The organism is Corynebacterium sp. S5S1, assembly GCF_001913985.1.
Classification (GTDB): domain Bacteria; phylum Actinomycetota; class Actinomycetes; order Mycobacteriales; family Mycobacteriaceae; genus Corynebacterium; species Corynebacterium marquesiae.
In genome coordinates this window covers 17,216-36,143 of sequence record NZ_MKXT01000009.1, presented here as the reverse complement: position 1 = coordinate 36,143, position 18,928 = coordinate 17,216, and the positions used below count along the sequence as shown (strand labels likewise).

Sequence of the window (18,928 nt, the reverse complement as noted above, 5' to 3'; positions counted from 1 at the left end):
TAAGGAGATTTACTGACCATGCTTAATGCAGTAGGCCAAGCACAACACATCCTGCTTCTGGGCGGCACCTCTGAGATCGGCCTCGGCGTCGTCTCCGAGTTCCTGCAGCGCGGCCCGGCCAAGGTCACCCTGGCCGCCCGCCCGGAGTCCCCGCGCATCGCCCAGGCCAAGGCTGACCTGGAATCCCGCGGCGCTGACGTAGAGGTCTTGGACTTCGACGCCACCGACTTCGACTCCCACCCAGACGTTATTAATAAGGCCTGGGAAAGCGGCGACGTCGACGTAGCCATCGTTGCCTTCGGCACCCTGGGTGACCAGGAAGAACTGTGGCAAAACCACGACAAGGCTGTCGCCTCCGCACAGACCAACTACACCGCACCGGTGTCCGTAGGCGTGCTCTTGGGCGAGAAGTTCAAGCACCAGGGCCACGGCACCATCATCGCTATGTCCTCCGTGGCAGGCATGCGCGTGCGCCGTTCCAACTTTGTCTACGGCGCCTCCAAGGCCGGCGTGGACGGCTTCTACATCAACTTGGGCGAGGCCCTGCGCGGCACCGGAGCTAACGTGCTGGTTGTGCGCCCGGGCCAGGTGCGCACCAAGATGTCCGCCGAGGCTGGCGACGCCCCACTGACCGTCAACGTTTCCGACGTTGCCGAGGCCACCGTCAAGGCCGTGCTCGAGGGCAAGCAGTCCATCTTCGTACACCCACTTTTTGAGTACGTGTCTTTGGCATTCAAGTTCATCCCGCAGGCCATCTTCCGCAAGCTGCCGTTCTAAACGCCGCGGCTTTCCGCGTAGGCGTAGCCGCCCCGCCCCCGCTCTACCTCCTCGCCGCACGCCCGCGGCGAGGAGGTGACGGGGGCGGCGGTGTATCAGGGGGATGCCGCCAAGCAAGTGCTGTCCTGCCCGCGCCAAATCTGGGCTGTGGGGCTTGGGTATGCGAAACTAATGGGCATGACAAGCACCGCTGTACCCGCCCAGTCAACGCCCGTAAGCGAGGATAACCGCACCGAGGCCTACCGCGCCGATGCGCTGACCCCTCGCGCGACCTTGCTGGGTATTGTGCTGGCCGCCCTGGCCGGTGGCGTGGTAACGCTGCTGGGCTGGTTTGCCTTCAAGACGGTCTCGCTGCCGTCCTTTAATACCTCCATGGTCACCCGCGCGTTGACCACGGTGGGGGTGGTGCTCACGCTGGCCCTGACCGGCGGGCTGTGCGTGTGGTGGCTCTATGACCACTACAAGGATTCCTTTACCCGGACGCGCTGGCGGGCCTGGCTGACCTACGCGGTCACCTACCTCTCCCCGGCCCTGTTGACCCTGGCCGCCGTGGGCCTGCCGCTGTCCGCCTCCCGCTTGTGGCTCGACGGCGTGCAGGTGGACCAGGCCTTCCGCACCCAGTTCCTCACCCGTTCGGTGGATGAGATGGGCTATGCGGACATGAACTACCAGGACATGCCGTCCTTCTATCCGATTGGCTGGTTCTGGTTGGGCGGCCGCTTGGGTGCGATCATGGGAATTCCGGGCTGGGAGGTCTACCAGCCCTGGGCGCTCATCTCCATTGCCGTGGCCGGCTGTATTTTGGTGCCCATCTGGCAGCGCCTGACCAGTTCCCTGCCGGTCGCCACCGCCATCGCCCTGGTGACCACCGCGATTACGCTCACCATCGCGGCCGAGGAGCCCTATTCCGCGGTCATTGCCATGGGCCTGCCCGCCGTTGCGGTACTTAGCGCCCGGGCCTTCCGCGGCTCCTGGCTGGCCACCCTGGGAGTGACGCTCTACCTGGGCATTTCCGCTACGTTCTATACCCTTTTCACTGCTGCGGCCGCACTTACCGTAGTCAGCCTCATCGCGCTGTTTACCGCGCTCTATGAGCATACGTGGCGCCCCATCCTGCGCCTGGTGATCATGGCGGTAGGCTCTATTGCCATCGCGCTCATCGCCTGGGGACCCTACGTATGGTCAGTCATGCACTCACCGGTGCCGCTGCAAACCACCGCGCAGCACTACCTGCCGGAGGAAGGCACGCAAATTCCAGTGCCTTTCTTGTCCTTGAGCATTGTGGGTTTCCTCTGCCTCATGGGGCTCATTTACATCGTCATCCGCCTCAATGACGTGGAGGTACGCGCGCTGGGCATCTCCCTCCTTGGCACCTACCTGTGGACCGTGGCGTCTATGGTGGCAACCCTGGCCGGCACCACGCTGCTCAGCTTCCGCCTCGAGGTGATCGTGGTGCTCCTCTTTGCCACCGCCGGCATCCTGGCCCTGGCAGAGATTCGTCTACTCGGCGTGCACCGCCTCTACCCGGCGCGTTTTTCCCGCACCACCAATAAGCAGATCACCGCGGTCTTTGGCATCGTCTTGGCCTTGGCCGGCGTTTTCTATGCGCAACAGATTCCAGAGGCCAACGAGAACGCCATCGATCACGCCTATAGCGATACCGATGGCTATGGCGAACGCGCGGACCGCTTCACCAGCGATTCCGCCCACTACTACCTGGATATTCACAACTTCATTCAGGACCAGGACTATACACCGGATGAGACGGTGGTGCTCACGGATGAAAAGACCTTCATGTCTTATTACCCCTACTGGGGCTTTAACGCCTTTACCAGCCACTACGCCAATCCCTTGGGCGAGTTCAGCACCCGCAACGAGCAGATTGAAACGTGGGCCAATGATTCCTGGGATATGCAGCCGGAGGAGTTCCGCAAGGCCTTGGATTCTGCTCCCTGGCGAGGCCCGGATGTCATGATGTTCCGCGGCGATCTGGAAAATAAGGACGATGGTTTCAAGTTCCACCTGGCAGAAGATATCTATCCCAACCAGCCGAATATTCGCTACCGCGCGGTCTTCTTCAACGCCGATGTTTTTGATAAGGGCTGGAAGCTACAGCAAACCGGCCCCTTTGTAACAGCCGTTCGCACCAAGTAAGTTCACCCACACTTCCCGCCCGCGGCAGGGTGTGCCCGCGGGCCGAAGGGGTTATCTGACGTAAACTAATCGCCGTGTCAGATAGCCTCACTACGAATACCACCCAAGCGCGACCTGCCGCTGCCGGCTCCCGCTTCACCGCCGCCCCCGCGGGCCTGCGGTGGACCGCAATCATTGCCGGGCTGATTGGTTTCCTGTGTTTTGTAGCGACCCCGCTACTGCCGGTGACCCAAACCCAATCCTCTTATGATTGGCCGCAGCATGATTCCGTGCAGTCCATCAACGCGCCGCTCATTTCCGTCGCCCCAGAGGACCTGAAGGCCACCATCCCCATCTCCGCAGTCGATGAACTGCGCGAGGGCCAGTCCATGGTTTACGGCACCGTCCCGCCGGAATCCAAGAAGGCCTCCAACCGCGGCCTTTTCGTCCGCGCGAATGACGAGGGCCTGTCCGTTGTGTCCTTGGATGAGGTGCTGCTTACCCTCAACGCCCAAGAGGTAGCCAAGCTCCCCAAGGACGCCAGGATTGAAATTTCCGCTACGGGCGATGGCACCTCCGTGAGCGTGGGCGAGCATGAAAAGACCACCGAGGAGGATCTGCGCCCGCAGGTCACCGGCGTTTATACCGAAATCGACGATAAGGCTGACGTGCAAGCCCTGCTTGACGACGGCCTCAATGTCCACGTCGATATCAACTCCCGCTTTACCTCGTCCCCGACGTTGCTCAAGACCATTGCCATGTGGTTGGGCATCGCCATGGTGGCCGTGTCCCTGTTCTGCCTATGGCGCATCGACCGCCTCGATGGACGCCGCTTCGGTTTCATGCCTGAGACGTGGAAGAAGGTGCGCCCGCTCGATGGCGTGGTGGCCGCAATTTTGGGATTCTGGTACATCCTCGGCGCCAATACCTCGGATGATGGCTTCATCTTCTCCATGAGCCGCGTCTTCGATCACGCGACCTACATGGCCAACTACTACCGCTGGTACGGCGTGCCGGAGGCGCCCTTTGGCTCCCCCTATTACGACCTGGTTGCCGTACTCTCCCAGATTTCTACCGCCTCGGTCTTCGTGCGCCTGTCGGGCCTGATTTCCGGGCTCATCATCTGGTTTATCCTTTCCCGCGAGATGCTGCCGCGCTTTGGCCAGCTTGTCGACGGCCGTCGGGTCGCCCACTGGACCGCAGCACTGATGTTCCTGGCCTTCTGGCTGCCGTATAACAACGGCACCCGCCCAGAGCCCATCGTGGCGCTCGGCGTGATGTTTACCTGGGCTTCCTTCGAGCGCGCCATTGCCACCCGCCGCCTGCTTCCGGCGGCCGTGGGCACCATTGCCGCAACCATCACATTGGCCGCTGGGCCGACCGGCCTTTTTGCCGTGGGCGTCTTCCTCGTTAGCCTGCCACACCTCTTCCGTGCCATGGCTGAGCGCGTGCCGTCCATGGGCGGTGGCGCCCTCGGCTGGCTTTCGCTCATTGCGCCGTTCCTGAGCGCTGGCACCGCCATCATGGTCGCCGCCTTTGGTGACCAGACGCTCTCTACCGTGCTGGAGTCCACCCGCGTGCGCTCCGAGGTCGGCCCCTCCCTACCGTGGTACGCGGAGTACGCGCGCTACTCCACCCTCTTCCAGGAATCCGTGGATGGCTCGCTGACCCGCCGCTTCGCGGTCTTCACCATGCTCTTCTGCCTGGTGCTTATTGTGGCGGCCTTTATCAAGGACCGTCGCGTCGTTGGTGCTGCCGTCGGCCCGACCCAGCGCCTGCTCATCATCGTGGCGCTGTCCATGTTCTTCCTCATGTTCACCCCCACCAAGTGGACCCACCACTTTGGCATCTACGCCGGCGTGGCCGGTGTCATCGCTGCCCTCGGCGCTGTGGTGCTCTCCCAGTTCGCGCTGCGCTCGCCGCGCGCTCGCACCTTCGCCATCGCCGCGGTGGTTTTCTTGCTGGCTATCTCCTTCGCCGGCTGGAACGCTTGGTGGTACGTATCCTCCTTTGGCATTCCGTGGTGGGATCGCACGGTGCAATTCAAGGCCATCGAGGCCAATAAGGTGCTGCTCGCCATCGCGCTTATCATCTTCGCCATCGGCGTGGTGCAGTCCCTGCGCCATAGCTACCGCAAGTCCCAGGCGCAAGAGGCCGGAACCCTGGCGGAATTTGAGAAGAATGCCGCCGCCAAGGTCTCGCGTTCGGCCGGAATCATGTCCGCGCCTATCGCCCTTGCCTGCGCCATCGTGGTTGCCCTTTCTTGTGCTTCCTTTGCCAAGGCCACCGTCTCCCAGGCGGATTCCTACTCCGTGGGCAAGGGCAACTTGGCTTCCCTGCGCGGCAATACCTGCGCGCTGGCGGATCAGACCATGGTGGAGACCAATACCAATGACTCCTTCCTGACCCCGGTCGAAGGCGACTTGGGCGATTCCCTGGTGGACCAGGACGAGACCCACAAGGGCTTCGATCCAAACTTCATCCCCGAATCCATCGAGCCGGAAAACCAGAATTCCGCCTCCGTGGGTGCCATCGCGGATGGCTCCAGCGATTCCTCCTCCGATAGCGCGGAGACCGCTACCTCGGGCGCGGATGCTGAATCCGGCGGCGCGAGCGAGTCTTCCGACTCCCAGGAGTCGAAGGATAAGAAGGAAAAGAAGGACAAGAAGTCCAAGGAAACCACCAATACCTCTGAGGGCGGCGTGCGCGGCACCCAGGGCGTCAATGGATCCACCATGCACCTGCCGTTCAACCTGGATTACACCAAGGTGCCGGTGCTCGGTTCCTATAACGAAGACCAAGACTCCACCTCTGAGGTAACCACCAAGTGGTACAACCTGCCAGAGGCCAAGGACAATACCCCGGTTCTCGCCGTATCTGCAGCCGGCAATATCTACCACCACGATGTCAACGGGGTGGAGCAGGAAGGCATGGAGCTTAGCCTCGAGTACGGCACCATCGATGACTCCGGAAAGGTCACCAATACCGGCGAGGAAGAACTCGCCGCCGTTGGTGCCACGCCAAAGTGGCGCAACCTGCGCCTGCCGCTGGATAAGTTGCCAAAGGATGCCAACGTGGTGCGCCTGGTAGCAACGGATGACTCCACCGATGAGGATGACTGGCTGGCCTTTACTCCGCCGCGCGTCCCAGAGCTGGATACCATCAATAACCAGTTCTCCAAGGACACCCCGGCGCTGCTGGACTGGGCCGTAGCCCTGCAGTTCCCGTGCCAGCGCACCTTTGACCACTTCGCCGGCGTCACGGAAATTCCGGAATACCGCATCTTGCCGGATTCCTCAGCACAGACCTCCCTGACGGATTTCCAGTCCTTCTCCGGCGGTGGCGCCATGTCCACCGCGGAGGCGGTCAACTACTCCTATGAGATCCCGAGCTACCTCAATAATGACTGGGCACGCGACTGGGGTGCCATTGAAAAGTACGAGCTGCGTACCGATTCACAGGGCAATGCCCCAGTCCCCGCCGAGATCGATTATGAGGACGTTACCCGTTCCGGACTGTGGAAAGACTCCGAGATGAAGATCCGCCCCGAGGGCGAGGAGTAGCCTCCTCAGCTACAGCTCTCCACTGCCCGCTCCCCGCCAGCACGGCGGGGAGCTATTTTTCTAGCTCGCCTGCCAGGAATGCGGCCGCATCCCGCACGCGCTGCCGGGCCACCGCCGGAGTCGACACGCGGTGGGTAGAGACGTAATCGCGCGCAACGGCACCGGGCACGCAAACGCGCGCGGCAATCTCATCCTCGGTTGCGGTTTGCACGAAAGTGTGCGGACTTAGCTCAGATAGGTCCGCCGGGATGTCGTATCCGGCGCGAAGATCCTCGGGCAGATTTGCCAGGGCGCCGAAATCGGGGAAGGTGAACAGGAGGGCGTCGGCAGGCACGAGCGCCGCCAGCGCCCCGCCGGAAGAATACCCCCAGGTAGTAACGCTAGAAGCGCCCTGCGCGCGGGCATAGTCGATGGCCTGCTGCACTGCACTGACCATCTCCGCCACGGTGTGCTCGGGAGCGAGCGGATAATCCACGTCAATAATGGTGGTGCCGGATAGCTGCGCGGCGGCGGCTACCTCGGGGCGCCACTGCATCTCCAACGCCTGACCGTCACCGCGCCACCAACCGCCCGAATGCAGCGAGACCGCCCACCGGCCAGTTGGCTTTGTGGGCTGGAAGATGGCGCCCACCTCAGACTCTTCTACGCTAATGCCCTCCGTGTACGCAGTGCCCGGTAGCGCATGGTCCACCGCAGTACCGAGCACCATCATTGCCGCATGGGTAATGCGATCCGGCAAGAGCGCGCAGTACTGATCCGCCTCAGGGGATCCGCCCCCGGCCCACGGCGGGCGAAAATCCGGGGTGTCATAGTGGGCGTCGATATAGGCAACGAGCTGCTCGAGCTGTTCCTTCTCCTCCATCTGACGGTCCTGACCGCCGATGTGCCACACTTGGCCGGGCTCCAGCGGGCGGTGCGGGTCCTGGTTAGCGTCTGCGTTAGTCATGCCACCGAGCCTACGCGCACCGCCTACCGGCTAAAAAGGGCTACCAGATGGTGACGCGATCCTCCGGCGCAATATACATGGCAGAATCCTCTGCAACCTCAAAGGCCTCGTAGAACTCCGCAATATTGGCCGCAATGAGGTTGCAGCGGAACTCCGCCGGCGAGTGCGGGTCAATGGCCAGGTACTGGGTGGCCATCTCCGGACGGATGGCGGTGCGCCAAACGCGGGCCCAGGACAGGAAGAAGCGCTGCAGTCCGTTGTAGGTATGCTCGGCCAACTCCGGCTCGGCTCCATCTACTTCGAACTTCTCCTCCTTGCCCTGCAGGTCAATGCCCTTATCGGCGCAGTAGTTCTTGAAAGCCACCACAGCGATACCCAAACCGCCTAGGTCACCGATATTTTCACCCAGGGTGAAGCTGCCATTTACACCGGTGGATTCGATGCCGGCTTCCTTGAGCACCGTCGGCACTTGGCCGTTGAATTGCTCCACCAGCTTGGCGGTGAGCTTTTCAAAGGCGGCGCGGTCCTCATCGGACCACCAGGAATTCAGGTTGCCCTGGCCATCAAACTGCGAGCCCTGATCATCAAAGCCATGACCAATCTCGTGGCCGATGACGGCACCGATGGCGCCAAAGTTTTCTGCGGCATCGGCCTCTGGGTTATAGAACGGCGGGCGCAGGATAGCTGCCGGGAAGGTGATGTCATTGACCACCGGGTTATAAAAGGCGTTGACCGTCTGCGGGGTGGTCACCCATTCATCGCGGTCAGCTGGCTTGCCAACCTTGGCCAGCTCAAAGTCATGGGAGAAAGCGGAGCCGGCGCGGGCATTAGCCAGCAGGTCCCCACCCTTAGCGGAGACCTCGAGGCCGGAGTAATCACGCCAGGAATCCGGGAAGCCAATCTTGGCCTTGAATTGAGACAGCTTTTCCAGCGCGCGCTCGCGGGTGGCCGGCGTCATCCACTCCAGCTGAGAGATGCGCTCGCGGTAGGCGGCGATGAGGTAGTCCACCAGCTCATCCATCTCACGCTTGGAGGAGGCCGGGAAGTACTTTTCCACAAATACTTGGCCAATCTCTTCGCCCACTAGGGATTCGGCCAAGCCCACGGCGCGCTTCCAGCGGTCGCGCTGCTCGGTGGCACCGGAGAGCTTGGTGCCATAGAACTCAAAGTTCTTCGCGCCTACTTCCTCGGGCAGCATAGCTGCGCGGGAGCGCAGAATGTGCCAGGTGGCCCACAGCTGCCAATCGGCCATGCGCTCGGAGGTAAAGAGGCTCTCGAAGTGCTCGAGATAAGACGGCATCATATTGACCACGCGGTGCTCTGGCAGGTTGCCGCCGGAGAGCAAAGCGCGGGTCATGGTGGGCAGCTCGCTAAACTCGCACGGGTTATAGGTCTTGACCGCATCGCGAGTGGAAACCACATCCCAATGGCCAGCAGCCAGCTCCTTTTCCAAGCTGACGATGCGGTGGGCTGCTACCTCGGCGCCCAGGCCAAAGAGGCGGGCTGGGTCGAGGAATTCCAGCATTTCGGCCACGTGCTTTTCATAAGCGCTCAGCGTCTCCGCGTGGGCTTCCTCGCGGTAATAAGCCTCATCCGGCAGGCCCAGGCCGGATTGAATGACATAAGCAATGGCGTCCTCAGAACCAGAGTCCTTGGATACCCAGAAGGTCACCGGGGAGCCAACACCGGTGCGCTCAAGTTCACCCAGGCGCTGTGCCAGTTCCTCTGGGTCGGCCGCGCTCAGGCGGTCCAGATCCGCATCCAATGGAGCCATGCCGGCCGCGTTGACTCCCTCGGTATCCATAAAGGAGGCGTAGAGCTTGCCCGGGCGGCCGGTGTCCTTGTCCACGATCTCGTGCACGAGTTCCTCCGCCTCATCGCGCAGCGCGTGGAAGGTGCCATCCACGCCGCGATCATCGGGAATGACGTGGCTTTCCAGCCAGGGTCCATTGACTAGTTGATAAAGATCTTTCATGCCTGCCACTCTAGGTCAAAGCAGCAAGATAAGGTGTGGGCTATGGAATTTTATCGCTTTCCTCCAGCGCATCCACGGCGCCTTTTCCTCGCCGTCATTGCGTTCGTGGCGGTGGTTCTCGCTTTGCCCACAATTGTGCAGGCGGCGCTGGCGGATTCCTCCGCGGACGTCGAGCAGGTCACCCTGACCGAGCCCAGCCAGGATTGGGAGATTGACGTTGCCGATCTCTACTGCGAGCGCGACTATGAATCCCTCGCCAGCATCGGCTGGAACTGCGGCGATGTCAGCGTACAGGCCACCCTCACCGAGGATGCCAAGGACGATGCCACCACCTTGCGCCGCATGGTCCGCGCCCTCGCCATGGCTGCCCTGCCGGCCGACGCCCCCACCTTCGACGGCACCAACGGGGCACTCCTGCTTGCCGACGCCCCCTCCTCCACCGCCGCCCTCTCCCTCGACGGCACCGGCGAAGACGAAAACAAGGATTGGGTGGTCACCGTGACCGGCAAGGGCGATCAGGCCCGGGCCACCACCTCCCGCATCTGGCATGCCTTCGGCCAAGAGGATCTGCCCGCTGCGGCCGAAGCAGAATTCGCTGACTTCTCCGGGGAGTTGATGTACTAGATGTCCAAGCTCTTTCGCACCACACTGTGGATCCTCTCCGGCATTGGCCTCATCGCCTTCTTTTTCCAGACGTTGAGCACATTTTTGATCTCTCCCCTGATGGGCCTGCTCAGCCTGCTCATCGCCGCCGTTCTCGTGGCGCTGGTCATCTTCCTGCTGCAGCGCAGCCCCATGTGGGCCCGCCCGGCGCGGTTGTGGGCCGCGCTGGCTTTCCTTTGGGGCGGCGGGGTGGCCGTTGCCTTGGCGCTTATCAGCTCCGGTCCTGTCATGCAGCTTGCCATCGGCACCGGCTGGGTGGATGCCATGATGTCCTGGAGCGGCGCCTACCCAGAGGAAATCTCCAAGGCTACCGGCGTTATCTTCGTGCTCATGTCCTTCCGCCAGCTCAACCGCCCGTGGCATGGCTGGATGGTGGGCGCAGTGGTGGGCCTAGGCTTCGAGGCCTGCGAAAATATTCTCTACGGTGCCATGGGCGCCACCATGCACCCCGATAGCGATATTCAGGGCCTATTTGAGATGTGGGGTCTGCGCCTTGTAGCCGGCCCTGGCCTACACGTCTTGCTCACCGCACTGGCTGGTTGGGGCATCGGCTGGGCGCTCTATGCCGCCGCCAAGCCGCTGTGGTGGCGCCTCGGCGTCTTTCTCGGCTGTCTAGCCGCCGCTTTCCTCCTCCACTTTTGCTGGAACTACCTGCACGATTCCGAGGTGGCCGCCATTATCCAGGCCGTCACGGTAGCGCTTATCCTCTACCCGCTGAGCATGTGGCTGGTACTGCGCGGCAATAAGCTCGCCAAAACCGATGAGAGCTATAGCCACAGCACTGCCGACGACGCCCTCGCCTACATCCGCTAAAGCCACCAACCACGCTGCACAACAAGCGCGTTTCGCCCTTTTCACACCACGTGAGAGACGAAACGTGCTTGTTTTGTCAGTGCTACGCCCCGGCTTCTACGAGCAGCACTCCCCCGACAATGAGCACCACGCCCAAAGATTTTAACCAAGTAAACGGCTCCTTGAACAGGAGATACGAGGCAATGGCGGTAAGCGCAACGCCAGTGGCAGCCCAGATGCCGTAGGCCACGCCCAAATCCATGCCGGCCTTGAGCACGAGCGCCAAGAAGCCATAGGCAGAGACATAACACAGGGCGACGAGCACCACCCAGAAGCGACGTCCGGTCACCGCGGACATGCGCAGGCACAGCGTGCCGGAAACCTCAATGGCGGTGGCGAGGAAAAGAAGGAACCAGATCATTGCGGCGCCGCCTCCACAGTGTGGTCTTCATCCTCGTGCGGTTTAGCGCCCATTTCCACGCAGAATACGCCGGCAATAATGAGCGCGATGCCGGCGAGCTTTACCGCGCCGAGCGGCTCGCCAAATAGCGCGGCGGACAGCAACGCGGTGGAAATCACCCCGCCGGATGCCCAGAGACCATAGGCCACGCCCACGTTGACGCCTTCTTGCATTACGCGGTGCAGGAGCACAAAAGCAAGGATGAAGCAGAGGGCGGCCACGCCGTAGATCCAGAAATAGTCCACGGCGTATTTCAGCGCGACGGTGCCCACGACTTCGCTGGCAATCGCGAAAAAAAGAATGACCCAGGCCCTCACTCCATCAACTCCTGTAATTCGCGGGCGTCGATTCCGTGCTCGTGCATTTTAACGCGGCCGTTGGCATGCGCGATGGCCTCGCGATCCCAGAACTCCACGGCGCGGGCGGGATCGTGGGAGGCGCCATCGGCGCGGACCACGCGCCACCATGCAGCGCCGGCACCGTGGCGTTTTAGTACGGTACCGACGTTGCGCGCACCGCAGCCGGCCACCTTGGCCACCTCGCCATAGGAGGTGACGTTGCCGGGCGGAATCACGGCAACGACCGCTAATACGCGCTTGACCAGTGGCGATTCACTCATCGTAATTATTGCGGGTCGAGACCCAGCACATCATCCGACTCGGTGGGCTCTTCTTCGGGGGCGTCTTCGACCTCGGTGAGGGTAATGGTTGCACCGGTGGAATCAGCCAAAAGGCACATGCGGCCGAAGGGCGAATCCGATGGTTCGCGGATGACCTCGCCGCCTAATTCCACGGCCTTCTTCGCAGCGGCGTCGATATCGCGCACGCCCAAATAGGTCTGCCAGAAGCTCGGGACCTGCGGCGGGAACTGCCCCTCGGCGTTCCACAGGCCGGCAAACGGTGCACCTTCTTCTTCCGCGGTGGCATAGATGAAGTCCTCATCCTCGGACTGCGTGGCGCGGATCTCCCAGTTGAATAGCTCGCCATAAAAATCCATTGCGCGCTGGAAGCCCGAGGTGGCGGTGAGCTCGTGCCAGACCGGGGTGCCGGGCTCTCCGGCAGCCACGAAATGTTCGGGGCCGGCGGGTTGGATGAGGCCAAACATTCCCCCGGCGGCGTCGACAAGCAGGGCCATGTGCCCCAGCTGCACCTGCTGCGGCTCCACTAGGGTGCGCCCGCCCAAGTTCTGCGCGCGCTGGCAATCGCCCGCGATGTCCTTGGACAGAAAGTAGGTCACCCACGTATCCGGCATGGGGGCCTCCTCCGGCTGCGGGATCAGCCCAGCGATGGGCAGGCCCTGCAGGCGCGCCATCTGGTACGAATTATCTTCGCCGGACTCGGCGGAAATTTCCCAGCCCAGCACCTGCTCGTAAAAGTGTGCGGACTTGCGCGGGTCCGAGGTGGTCAGGTCAATCCAGTAGGGCATGCCCACTTCAGCTTCGAATGCTGGCATCTACATATTCCTCCACTTTTCCGGATCAAAGTCATCGTCGGCCGTGGCTTCATCAAAGTAGTCATCGTCATCATCCGGCTCGCCCACGCGCGCGCAAGCATCCTCGATGCACACCTCGTCGCCTGGGTGGAGCATGGCGCCTCGGCGCGTTTCGGGTTCGCCATTGACCGTGACCACGCCTTCTGCGATGAGCTCTTTAGCCTCGCCGCCGGTAGCCACCAAGCTGGCCAGCTTGATGAACTGGCCCAATTTGATGGAGTCGCCGTTGATAGGAATGTCTAGCATGCCGCCCAGCTTACCCAGCCCGCGCGCGGCTATAGCTACGGGTGGGCGATATGAAAGAAATCCAGGACCGTATCGGTGGTCCACTCCGCCCTCACCAGCCCGGAATGGTCCGTGGCCCCGCCATTCCACGTGTGCGTGCCACCGTGGATGGTGTATTGCTCGGTGCGCGCATCACATACCCGCCAGGTGAAGTGTTCCACCGCTTCTTTCCGACGCCTCTTTGGAAACGGGTTACACCCATTCTCCCTGGCAATCCCGCGCAGCGATTGCTTTACCGAGCGGTAGTGCGCGCCGTGCTGGTGCCCGCCATCGTAATTCATGAGCACGTCCTCAGTACCGTGAATATCCAGGTAATCGGTGGGTTCGCTGGCGCAGTCCTTTTCCACTCGGTCATACTTGGCCGCCGAGACCGTCGCCACCGCATCAAATAAACCCGGCCGCTTGCAGGACACCGCGCGGGCAAACCCGCCACCATTGGAAAAGCCCACCCCATAGGTGGTCTCAGAAGCGGGATAGTGACGGCGGACGAAATCGATGGTGTCATCGACGTATTTGAGGTCATCGTCCAAGCTGGTTACCGCATACGGTGCCGGCGCCCACGCCTTGCCCGCGCCTTGGACAAAGACGGTAATGGCATCGCCTTGGGAGAGGTCGGTGCCTTTGAACATATTGCCGGCGTCCATCTCATAGCCGTGCATCGCCACGACCACGGGCAGGCGGTGGTGCTTATCCGCGCTAAACGGCACGTGGACCACAAAGCTGCGGTCATTGCGCAGGTTAATGATCTGGTACTGGCCATTGGCGGTTGTGCCTTGGTCCGGCAGCGTGGTGATATAGCTATCGGCCGCGCCGTGCGATTCATTCGGCACGCTGCCCGGCCGCGGCAGTTCTTCCTCGCACCCTGCCATGAGCCCGGCGGCCGCGCATAACCCAGCGCATAGAGCCAGTGTTTTCTTGCCTACCTTAGTCACGGGCGCGCAGCTTCACCGCAGTGCCGGTGGCCGTGACCATCAGCATGTCATTCGAGGTGCCCATGGGCGAATAATCAAAGGCGATGCCCACCACGCCATCGGCCCCGAGCTCCTGTCCGCGGCGCCACAACTCATCGAGTGCCGCCTCTCGTGCCTTGATGGCTTCGCTTTCGTATCCAGCGGAGCGCCCACCGGTGATATTGCGGAGGGATGCCCCGAAATCCTTCAGCATATTAATACCGATGACGGTCTCTCCGGCGATAATGCGGATATAGTCCGTAATTTCATAGCCATCAACGGTATTAGTGGTGGTAAAAATCATGGACCCAGATTACATGGCTATAAGGCCACGCACTCCTTCAAAAAGGATGATGATACCCAGCAGCAGGAAGACCACGCCGCTGACAATATCCACCCAGGCGGAATTCCTGGCCATCCACTTCGATACCGCGCGGGTGCTCAAAGCCACGCCTACAAAGAGCACGAGGCTTTCCAAAATCAATACGGCACCCACCATGAGAGTGGCGCCAATGCCCATGCCGGGGTCGATGAAATTGGCAAAGATGGCGCCGAAGAAAATGACCACCTTGGGGTTCGAGAGATCGCAGATGAATCCCATGCGAAAGGCGGTGGCCGCCTTGATAATGCCGTCCGGCGTAAACCCGCGCGGCTGTGGGGCGCGGGTTTCGGTGCCCACTACGGTTGCGGGCGCGCGGCGCTCCTTAATACCACCGGTAATGGCGGTATAGGCCATCCACAGCAGGTAACAACCACCGAGAACCTGCAGCGCCACGAGGATGCCAGGGTGCGCGGAAATCAGCGCGGATAGCCCCGCCAAGGAGGCCACGGTCCAAATAGTAAGGCCGGTGGTACTACCAAGCGCCGCCCATACGGCTGCGCGCGTAGAACGCGCACCTAAGCGAATGATTTGCACTACGTCTGGGCCCGGCGAGGCCATCGCCGCGAACCACACGCCCATTAAGGTCACCAGGGCGCTAATAGCCACCTAACACCTCCATACTCGCATGCGATTGGATTAACACATGCCACTATAAGAACCCTCTCACCTGCAGCGAAACAGGTAAGTTCTGTGATGTAGGTAGCTCCTATATCAACTCTTTTATAGAAATCCACCACCTGTACTAACCGAAGAGCTCGATAGCGCCCTCCACGACCATAACGAGTCCCAGCACCGCAAAGATAAGACCAGAAACGATATCGATGGCCGCGGAATGGTGCGCAATCCAGCGCGATGCCGCGCGCACAATGAGCGCAAAAGTAGAAAACCACGTCACGGACATCGCCACGAGGATTACCGCCACCGCAACGGTCCAAGTGGGCGACATATCGGGGCGAATAAACTGCGCGAAAACTGCGCCGAAGAATCTGCATCTAGTCGGTTACGGCAACTGGAACGGCGAGGACTCGGCAACGCTGATGAGGGTGGGGTCCTTTGTCAAACACACTGCCCAGGTAGTCGCAGGCTGTGTCGACGAGACTCGGCAGCACTCCGAATGGATGTCCGCGGTATCAAGGCCGCTGAACTATTCAAGTTGCGGGACAAAAAGAGTCTCGCAGTGACGCTTGGTCCCTGAACAAGTTCGATCCTTCCACGATCTGCGCTGGAGACGCGGAGCGCTCGGGGGCCCTTGACCGGCTGGGGCACGTGCCGGGTGGTGGCTCGCCCACAGCCCCCCGTGCCCACACGCACCGAGGAGGGACAGGTCACCAAGTACGATCCCGATTCCACGGAGACGGACCGTGAACTCGAATGACGTGCCTGGCCCAAGGTGTGTCCGCTCGGCGTGTGGTTTAACCCTTATGAGACTTGCCGGTCACAGCCTCAGCGCTTCGCTTGCGCAGCCCGCAGCCCGTTCAAGATCACGATCACTTCGGCGACCTCGTGAACCAACACGACGGCAGCCAGACCCAGCACGCCGCTGATCGCCAGTGGCATCAACACGATGATGATGGCCAGAGACAGCACGATGTTCTGGTTGATGATCCGGCTTCCTCGGCGGGCGTGCTGCAGCGCCTTCGGGATTAGCCGGAGGTCATGGCCGGTGAAGGCGACGTCAGCGGACTCGATCGCGGCGTCAGAGCCGGTCGCTCCCATCGCTATGCCCACCGTCGCACCCGCCAGTGCCGGCGCGTCGTTGATGCCGTCGCCGATCATCGCCGTCGGCGTCTTGGAGGAGAATTCGGCGACGATGCTTGCCTTGTCCTCAGGGCGCAGCTCGGCGCGCACGTCGTCGATTCCGGCGATTCCAGCCAGCGCCCGGGCGGTGCGAGTGTTGTCGCCGGTGAGCATGCTTACTTCCACGTCGTTGGCGTGCAGGGCCCGCACGGCTTCGGGCACCTCGGGCCGCAACTCGTCGCGGACCCCGATCGCCCCGGCGAGAGCGTCATCGACGGTCACTAGGACGCAGGTCTGGCCCTCGGACTCCATGCGCTCAACGTCCGCTTTCAGTGGCCCGGCGTCGATCCATCGGGGGCTGCCCACCAGCACCCGTCGGCCTTCGACGGTGCCGCCGATGCCATGCCCAGCTTCCTCGCTGATGTCCGAGGCGGTGGGCGCTTCGGGCCCCGCTGCCGCGATCGCTGCGGCGAGGGGGTGTGTCGATTGCTGCTCAACTGCTGCCGCGAAGGAAAGCACCTGCGTCCGATCGAATCCGTCTACCGGGACCACTCCGGTAACCTCAGGCTGGTTGCGGGTAAGGGTTCCGGTTTTGTCCACTGCCAGGTTACGGATGCCGCCGAGTCGCTCGAACGCCGCGCCGGACTTGATGACCACTCCGAACTGGCTGGCCGCGCCGATCGCGGCCACGACCGTCAGCGGCACGGAGATTGCCAGCGCGCACGGCGACGCTGCGACCAGGACTACCAGCGCACGGGTGATCCACGTCTCAGGGTCGCCCAGCAGCGAGCCGATAACGCCGACCAGCACCGCCAGGATCATCACCCCGGGCACTAGGGGTTGGGCAATCCGGTCGGCGATCCGGGCGCGGTCGCCCTTTTCCGCCTGCGCTTGCTCGACTAGGTCCACGAGTGTGGTCAGCGAGTTGTCCGTTCCAGCTGCGGTCGTCTCGACCTCCAGCACCCCGGCGGAGTTGATCGCTCCCGCAGGCACTTCGTCGCCGGGCGCAACCTCCTCCGGAATGGATTCTCCGGTGATCGCTGAGGTGTCAAGGCTGGAGCGCCCGGATCGAATGATGCCGTCCGTGGCGATCCGCTCCCCGGGGCGCACGAGCATTAGCTCGCCAACCTCGAGGTCCTTCGCTTCGACCTCGGCCGCTGTGCCGTCGCGCAGCACCGTCGCGGTCTGCGGTACCAGCTTCAACAGCGCCCGCAGTCCGCCTTGGGCCCGGTCCATCGCCTTGTCTTCCAGCGCCTCGGCGATCGAATACAGGAACGCTAGCGCCGCGGCCTCTCCGACGAATCCGAGGATCACCGCACCGACCGCGCTGATCGTCATTAGCAAGCCAATGCCGAGCTTGCGCTTCGTGACAAGGTTCCGGATCGCTCCAGGCGCGAACGTGTAAGCGCCCAACAGCAGCCCAACCCAATACAGTACCGTCGCGGGCGTCTCCAAGTCGGACCAGTCCAGCGCCAGCCCTGTTATGAGGGCTACGCCGGAAAAGATCGGCAGCAGTAGCTCAGGGTCCTTCCACCATGGCCGATCGAGCTCGTCAATCTCCGTGGCGGGTTCGTGTTCGCATCCACATGCTGAACTCATGCGTTCGTTCCTTTCTCGCCGCAGTCGGGCACCGAGCACTCAGTGTCGATACAGGGGGCATTCTCGTCGACGGCCAGCGTCGCGTGGACCAGCGCTTCGAGCGCTGCCGCGAGGTGGGGATCGGCGATTTCGTAGCGGGTCTTGCGGCCCTCCGGCTCAGCTACGACAATGCCACAATCGCGCAGGCAGGATAGGTGATTCGAGACGTTCGAGCGGGTCAGATCCAAGCTTTGCGCGAGCACGGCCGGGTAGCTCGGACCGTCTAGTAGGGTTAGCAGGATTCGGGAGCGCGTCGGATCAGCCATGGCCCGGCCGAGCCGGTTCATGACGTCGAGGCGCGAAGCAATAGTCAGCATGTGCTGAACTATACAGTGTGCGATGAACTATGTAAAGGGGCTGAACTAACAGTCACGCGAAAGTCCTGCGACCTGCAAGAATTAGTCGATGGGATAGCCGATGACTGGTCCTTCACGGTTCGGCTGCCAACTCAACGCGGAGGCGACGTGGGCGGCGAAGTTCTCCAGAATCTTCACGTGGATGTCCACACCCACCCCTGTGGGGATGGTGATGAACAGGGTGTCGGCGGACATGACGGCGGCGTAGGTGCGGCCAGCGACACTGACACCAGGTTCTCCATCAAGAGCTAGACACTCACGGACATTGCGTACGGGTCGAACCACACGTAGCGAAGCTTTCTAATAGCCAAATGACTAACTCTTTTCGCTGGTATCCGGGAATGATACTTCCTTGAAGTCGGCAGTGTTGGCTACCCCGCGTACGAAGTACTGGAACTGCTGCTTGGAAACCACTTTGGTCTACGAAACCATAGCCTTCAAGCTACATCGCAGGAAAATTCCATTTCACGGTCGGTATGGGCCTTTTGCAGTTGGTTTATTCGAAATTCGTTCACCGTCTCCTTAGCCACCCGCACGATTAACGCGGTGTTTCGCCATCTTCGCGCGAGGCGAGTAGCTCCTTTAAGTGCGCATCGATGTCATCGAGCTTTTTAATAACGGCAACGGCGAAAACGATACTAATGACTAAAGCGATAATGCTGAGTATCAATGCCTTCCTTTACTCTGGCGCCCCATTACAGTGGACCGGGTTCCTTGCGAGGCGATTAAATCATGGTTCTGGTCAGGCGGAGGGGTACGCGGTGGGAAAGGGGGACGTCG

Annotated in this window: 20 protein-coding genes; 5 read left to right on the top strand and 15 right to left on the bottom strand. The window is 61.7% G+C overall.

What is annotated here, in order from left to right:
• Window positions 1-18 precede the first annotated feature (18 nt).
• The 3 genes from dprE2 to BKN05_RS05105 all read left to right on the top strand — a co-directional run bounded on the left by dprE2 (window position 19) and on the right by BKN05_RS05105 (window position 6,473).
• Window positions 19-777: a decaprenylphospho-beta-D-erythro-pentofuranosid-2-ulose 2-reductase gene (dprE2, locus tag BKN05_RS05115; RefSeq protein ID WP_049377072.1), complete on the top strand. Its 759-nt coding sequence runs from the start codon at window positions 19-21 to the stop codon at window positions 775-777.
• 177 nt (window positions 778-954) lie between these two features.
• Entirely contained in the window at window positions 955-2,931 is a 1,977-nt protein-coding gene (locus tag BKN05_RS05110) for a galactan 5-O-arabinofuranosyltransferase (protein WP_286688120.1), read from the top strand.
• Between the two features lie 74 nt (window positions 2,932-3,005).
• A complete protein-coding gene (locus BKN05_RS05105; RefSeq protein WP_286688119.1) occupies window positions 3,006-6,473 on the top strand; it encodes an arabinosyltransferase domain-containing protein in 3,468 nt (1,155 codons plus the stop codon).
• A 52-nt stretch (window positions 6,474-6,525) separates the two neighbouring features.
• Here BKN05_RS05105 and BKN05_RS05100 read toward each other — a convergent pair whose 3' ends face one another.
• Window positions 6,526-7,419: an alpha/beta hydrolase gene (locus BKN05_RS05100; protein ID WP_286688118.1), complete on the bottom strand. Its 894-nt coding sequence runs from the start codon at window positions 7,417-7,419 to the stop codon at window positions 6,526-6,528.
• Between the two features lie 40 nt (window positions 7,420-7,459).
• Window positions 7,460-9,394, bottom strand: a complete 1,935-nt coding sequence (locus tag BKN05_RS05095; protein ID WP_286688117.1) for a M13 family metallopeptidase — start codon at window positions 9,392-9,394, stop codon at window positions 7,460-7,462.
• Between the two features lie 42 nt (window positions 9,395-9,436).
• Between BKN05_RS05095 and BKN05_RS05090 the strand changes: the two genes are divergently transcribed.
• Together BKN05_RS05090 and BKN05_RS05085 are read left to right on the top strand one after the other, a co-directional pair.
• Entirely contained in the window at window positions 9,437-10,018 is a 582-nt protein-coding gene (locus tag BKN05_RS05090) for a hypothetical protein (RefSeq protein WP_286688116.1), read from the top strand.
• Window positions 10,019-10,870 (top strand): PrsW family intramembrane metalloprotease, encoded by an 852-nt coding sequence (locus BKN05_RS05085; protein ID WP_286688115.1) that lies wholly within the window; start codon window positions 10,019-10,021, stop codon window positions 10,868-10,870.
• 82 nt (window positions 10,871-10,952) lie between these two features.
• Here BKN05_RS05085 and BKN05_RS05080 read toward each other — a convergent pair whose 3' ends face one another.
• From BKN05_RS05080 to BKN05_RS05020, 13 genes are all read right to left on the bottom strand, one after another.
• Window positions 10,953-11,270 (bottom strand): DMT family transporter, encoded by a 318-nt coding sequence (locus BKN05_RS05080; protein WP_005329765.1) that lies wholly within the window; start codon window positions 11,268-11,270, stop codon window positions 10,953-10,955.
• Window positions 11,267-11,626, bottom strand: a complete 360-nt coding sequence (locus tag BKN05_RS05075; protein ID WP_286688114.1) for a DMT family transporter — start codon at window positions 11,624-11,626, stop codon at window positions 11,267-11,269. The genes BKN05_RS05080 and BKN05_RS05075 overlap by 4 nt, the downstream gene beginning before the upstream one ends.
• On the bottom strand, window positions 11,623-11,928 hold the full coding sequence (locus BKN05_RS05070; RefSeq protein ID WP_286688113.1) for an MGMT family protein: 306 nt from the start codon (window positions 11,926-11,928) through the stop codon (window positions 11,623-11,625). The genes BKN05_RS05075 and BKN05_RS05070 overlap by 4 nt, the downstream gene beginning before the upstream one ends.
• A gap of 5 nt (window positions 11,929-11,933) precedes the next feature.
• On the bottom strand, window positions 11,934-12,761 hold the full coding sequence (locus BKN05_RS05065; RefSeq protein ID WP_286688112.1) for a VOC family protein: 828 nt from the start codon (window positions 12,759-12,761) through the stop codon (window positions 11,934-11,936).
• Complete coding sequence (locus tag BKN05_RS05060; RefSeq protein ID WP_005323225.1) at window positions 12,762-13,046, bottom strand: RNA-binding S4 domain-containing protein; 285 nt, start codon at window positions 13,044-13,046, stop codon at window positions 12,762-12,764.
• 35 nt (window positions 13,047-13,081) lie between these two features.
• Window positions 13,082-14,017 carry a CE1 family esterase gene (locus BKN05_RS05055; RefSeq protein WP_286688111.1) on the bottom strand — a complete coding sequence of 312 codons (936 nt, stop codon included), beginning with the start codon at window positions 14,015-14,017 and terminating at the stop codon, window positions 13,082-13,084.
• Complete coding sequence (locus tag BKN05_RS05050; protein WP_005323228.1) at window positions 14,010-14,339, bottom strand: YbjQ family protein; 330 nt, start codon at window positions 14,337-14,339, stop codon at window positions 14,010-14,012. The genes BKN05_RS05055 and BKN05_RS05050 overlap by 8 nt, the downstream gene beginning before the upstream one ends.
• Before the next feature lie 9 nt (window positions 14,340-14,348).
• The gene (locus tag BKN05_RS05045) at window positions 14,349-15,023 is read right to left on the bottom strand and encodes a LysE family translocator (protein WP_286688110.1); all 675 of its coding nucleotides are present in this window, start codon (window positions 15,021-15,023) and stop codon (window positions 14,349-14,351) included.
• Window positions 15,024-15,159: 136 nt separating this feature from the next.
• Complete coding sequence (locus BKN05_RS05040) at window positions 15,160-15,363, bottom strand: hypothetical protein (RefSeq protein WP_286688109.1); 204 nt, start codon at window positions 15,361-15,363, stop codon at window positions 15,160-15,162.
• Window positions 15,364-15,860: 497 nt separating this feature from the next.
• Entirely contained in the window at window positions 15,861-17,753 is a 1,893-nt protein-coding gene (locus BKN05_RS05035; RefSeq protein ID WP_286688108.1) for a heavy metal translocating P-type ATPase, read from the bottom strand.
• Window positions 17,750-18,109, bottom strand: a complete 360-nt coding sequence (gene cmtR / locus BKN05_RS05030; protein ID WP_049377085.1) for a Cd(II)/Pb(II)-sensing metalloregulatory transcriptional regulator CmtR — start codon at window positions 18,107-18,109, stop codon at window positions 17,750-17,752. The genes BKN05_RS05035 and cmtR overlap by 4 nt, the downstream gene beginning before the upstream one ends.
• A gap of 81 nt (window positions 18,110-18,190) precedes the next feature.
• Window positions 18,191-18,433, bottom strand: a complete 243-nt coding sequence (locus BKN05_RS05025; protein WP_396334665.1) for a hypothetical protein — start codon at window positions 18,431-18,433, stop codon at window positions 18,191-18,193.
• A gap of 253 nt (window positions 18,434-18,686) precedes the next feature.
• Window positions 18,687-18,818 (bottom strand): chemotaxis protein, encoded by a 132-nt coding sequence (locus tag BKN05_RS05020; protein ID WP_286688107.1) that lies wholly within the window; start codon window positions 18,816-18,818, stop codon window positions 18,687-18,689.
• Window positions 18,819-18,928 lie beyond the last annotated feature (110 nt).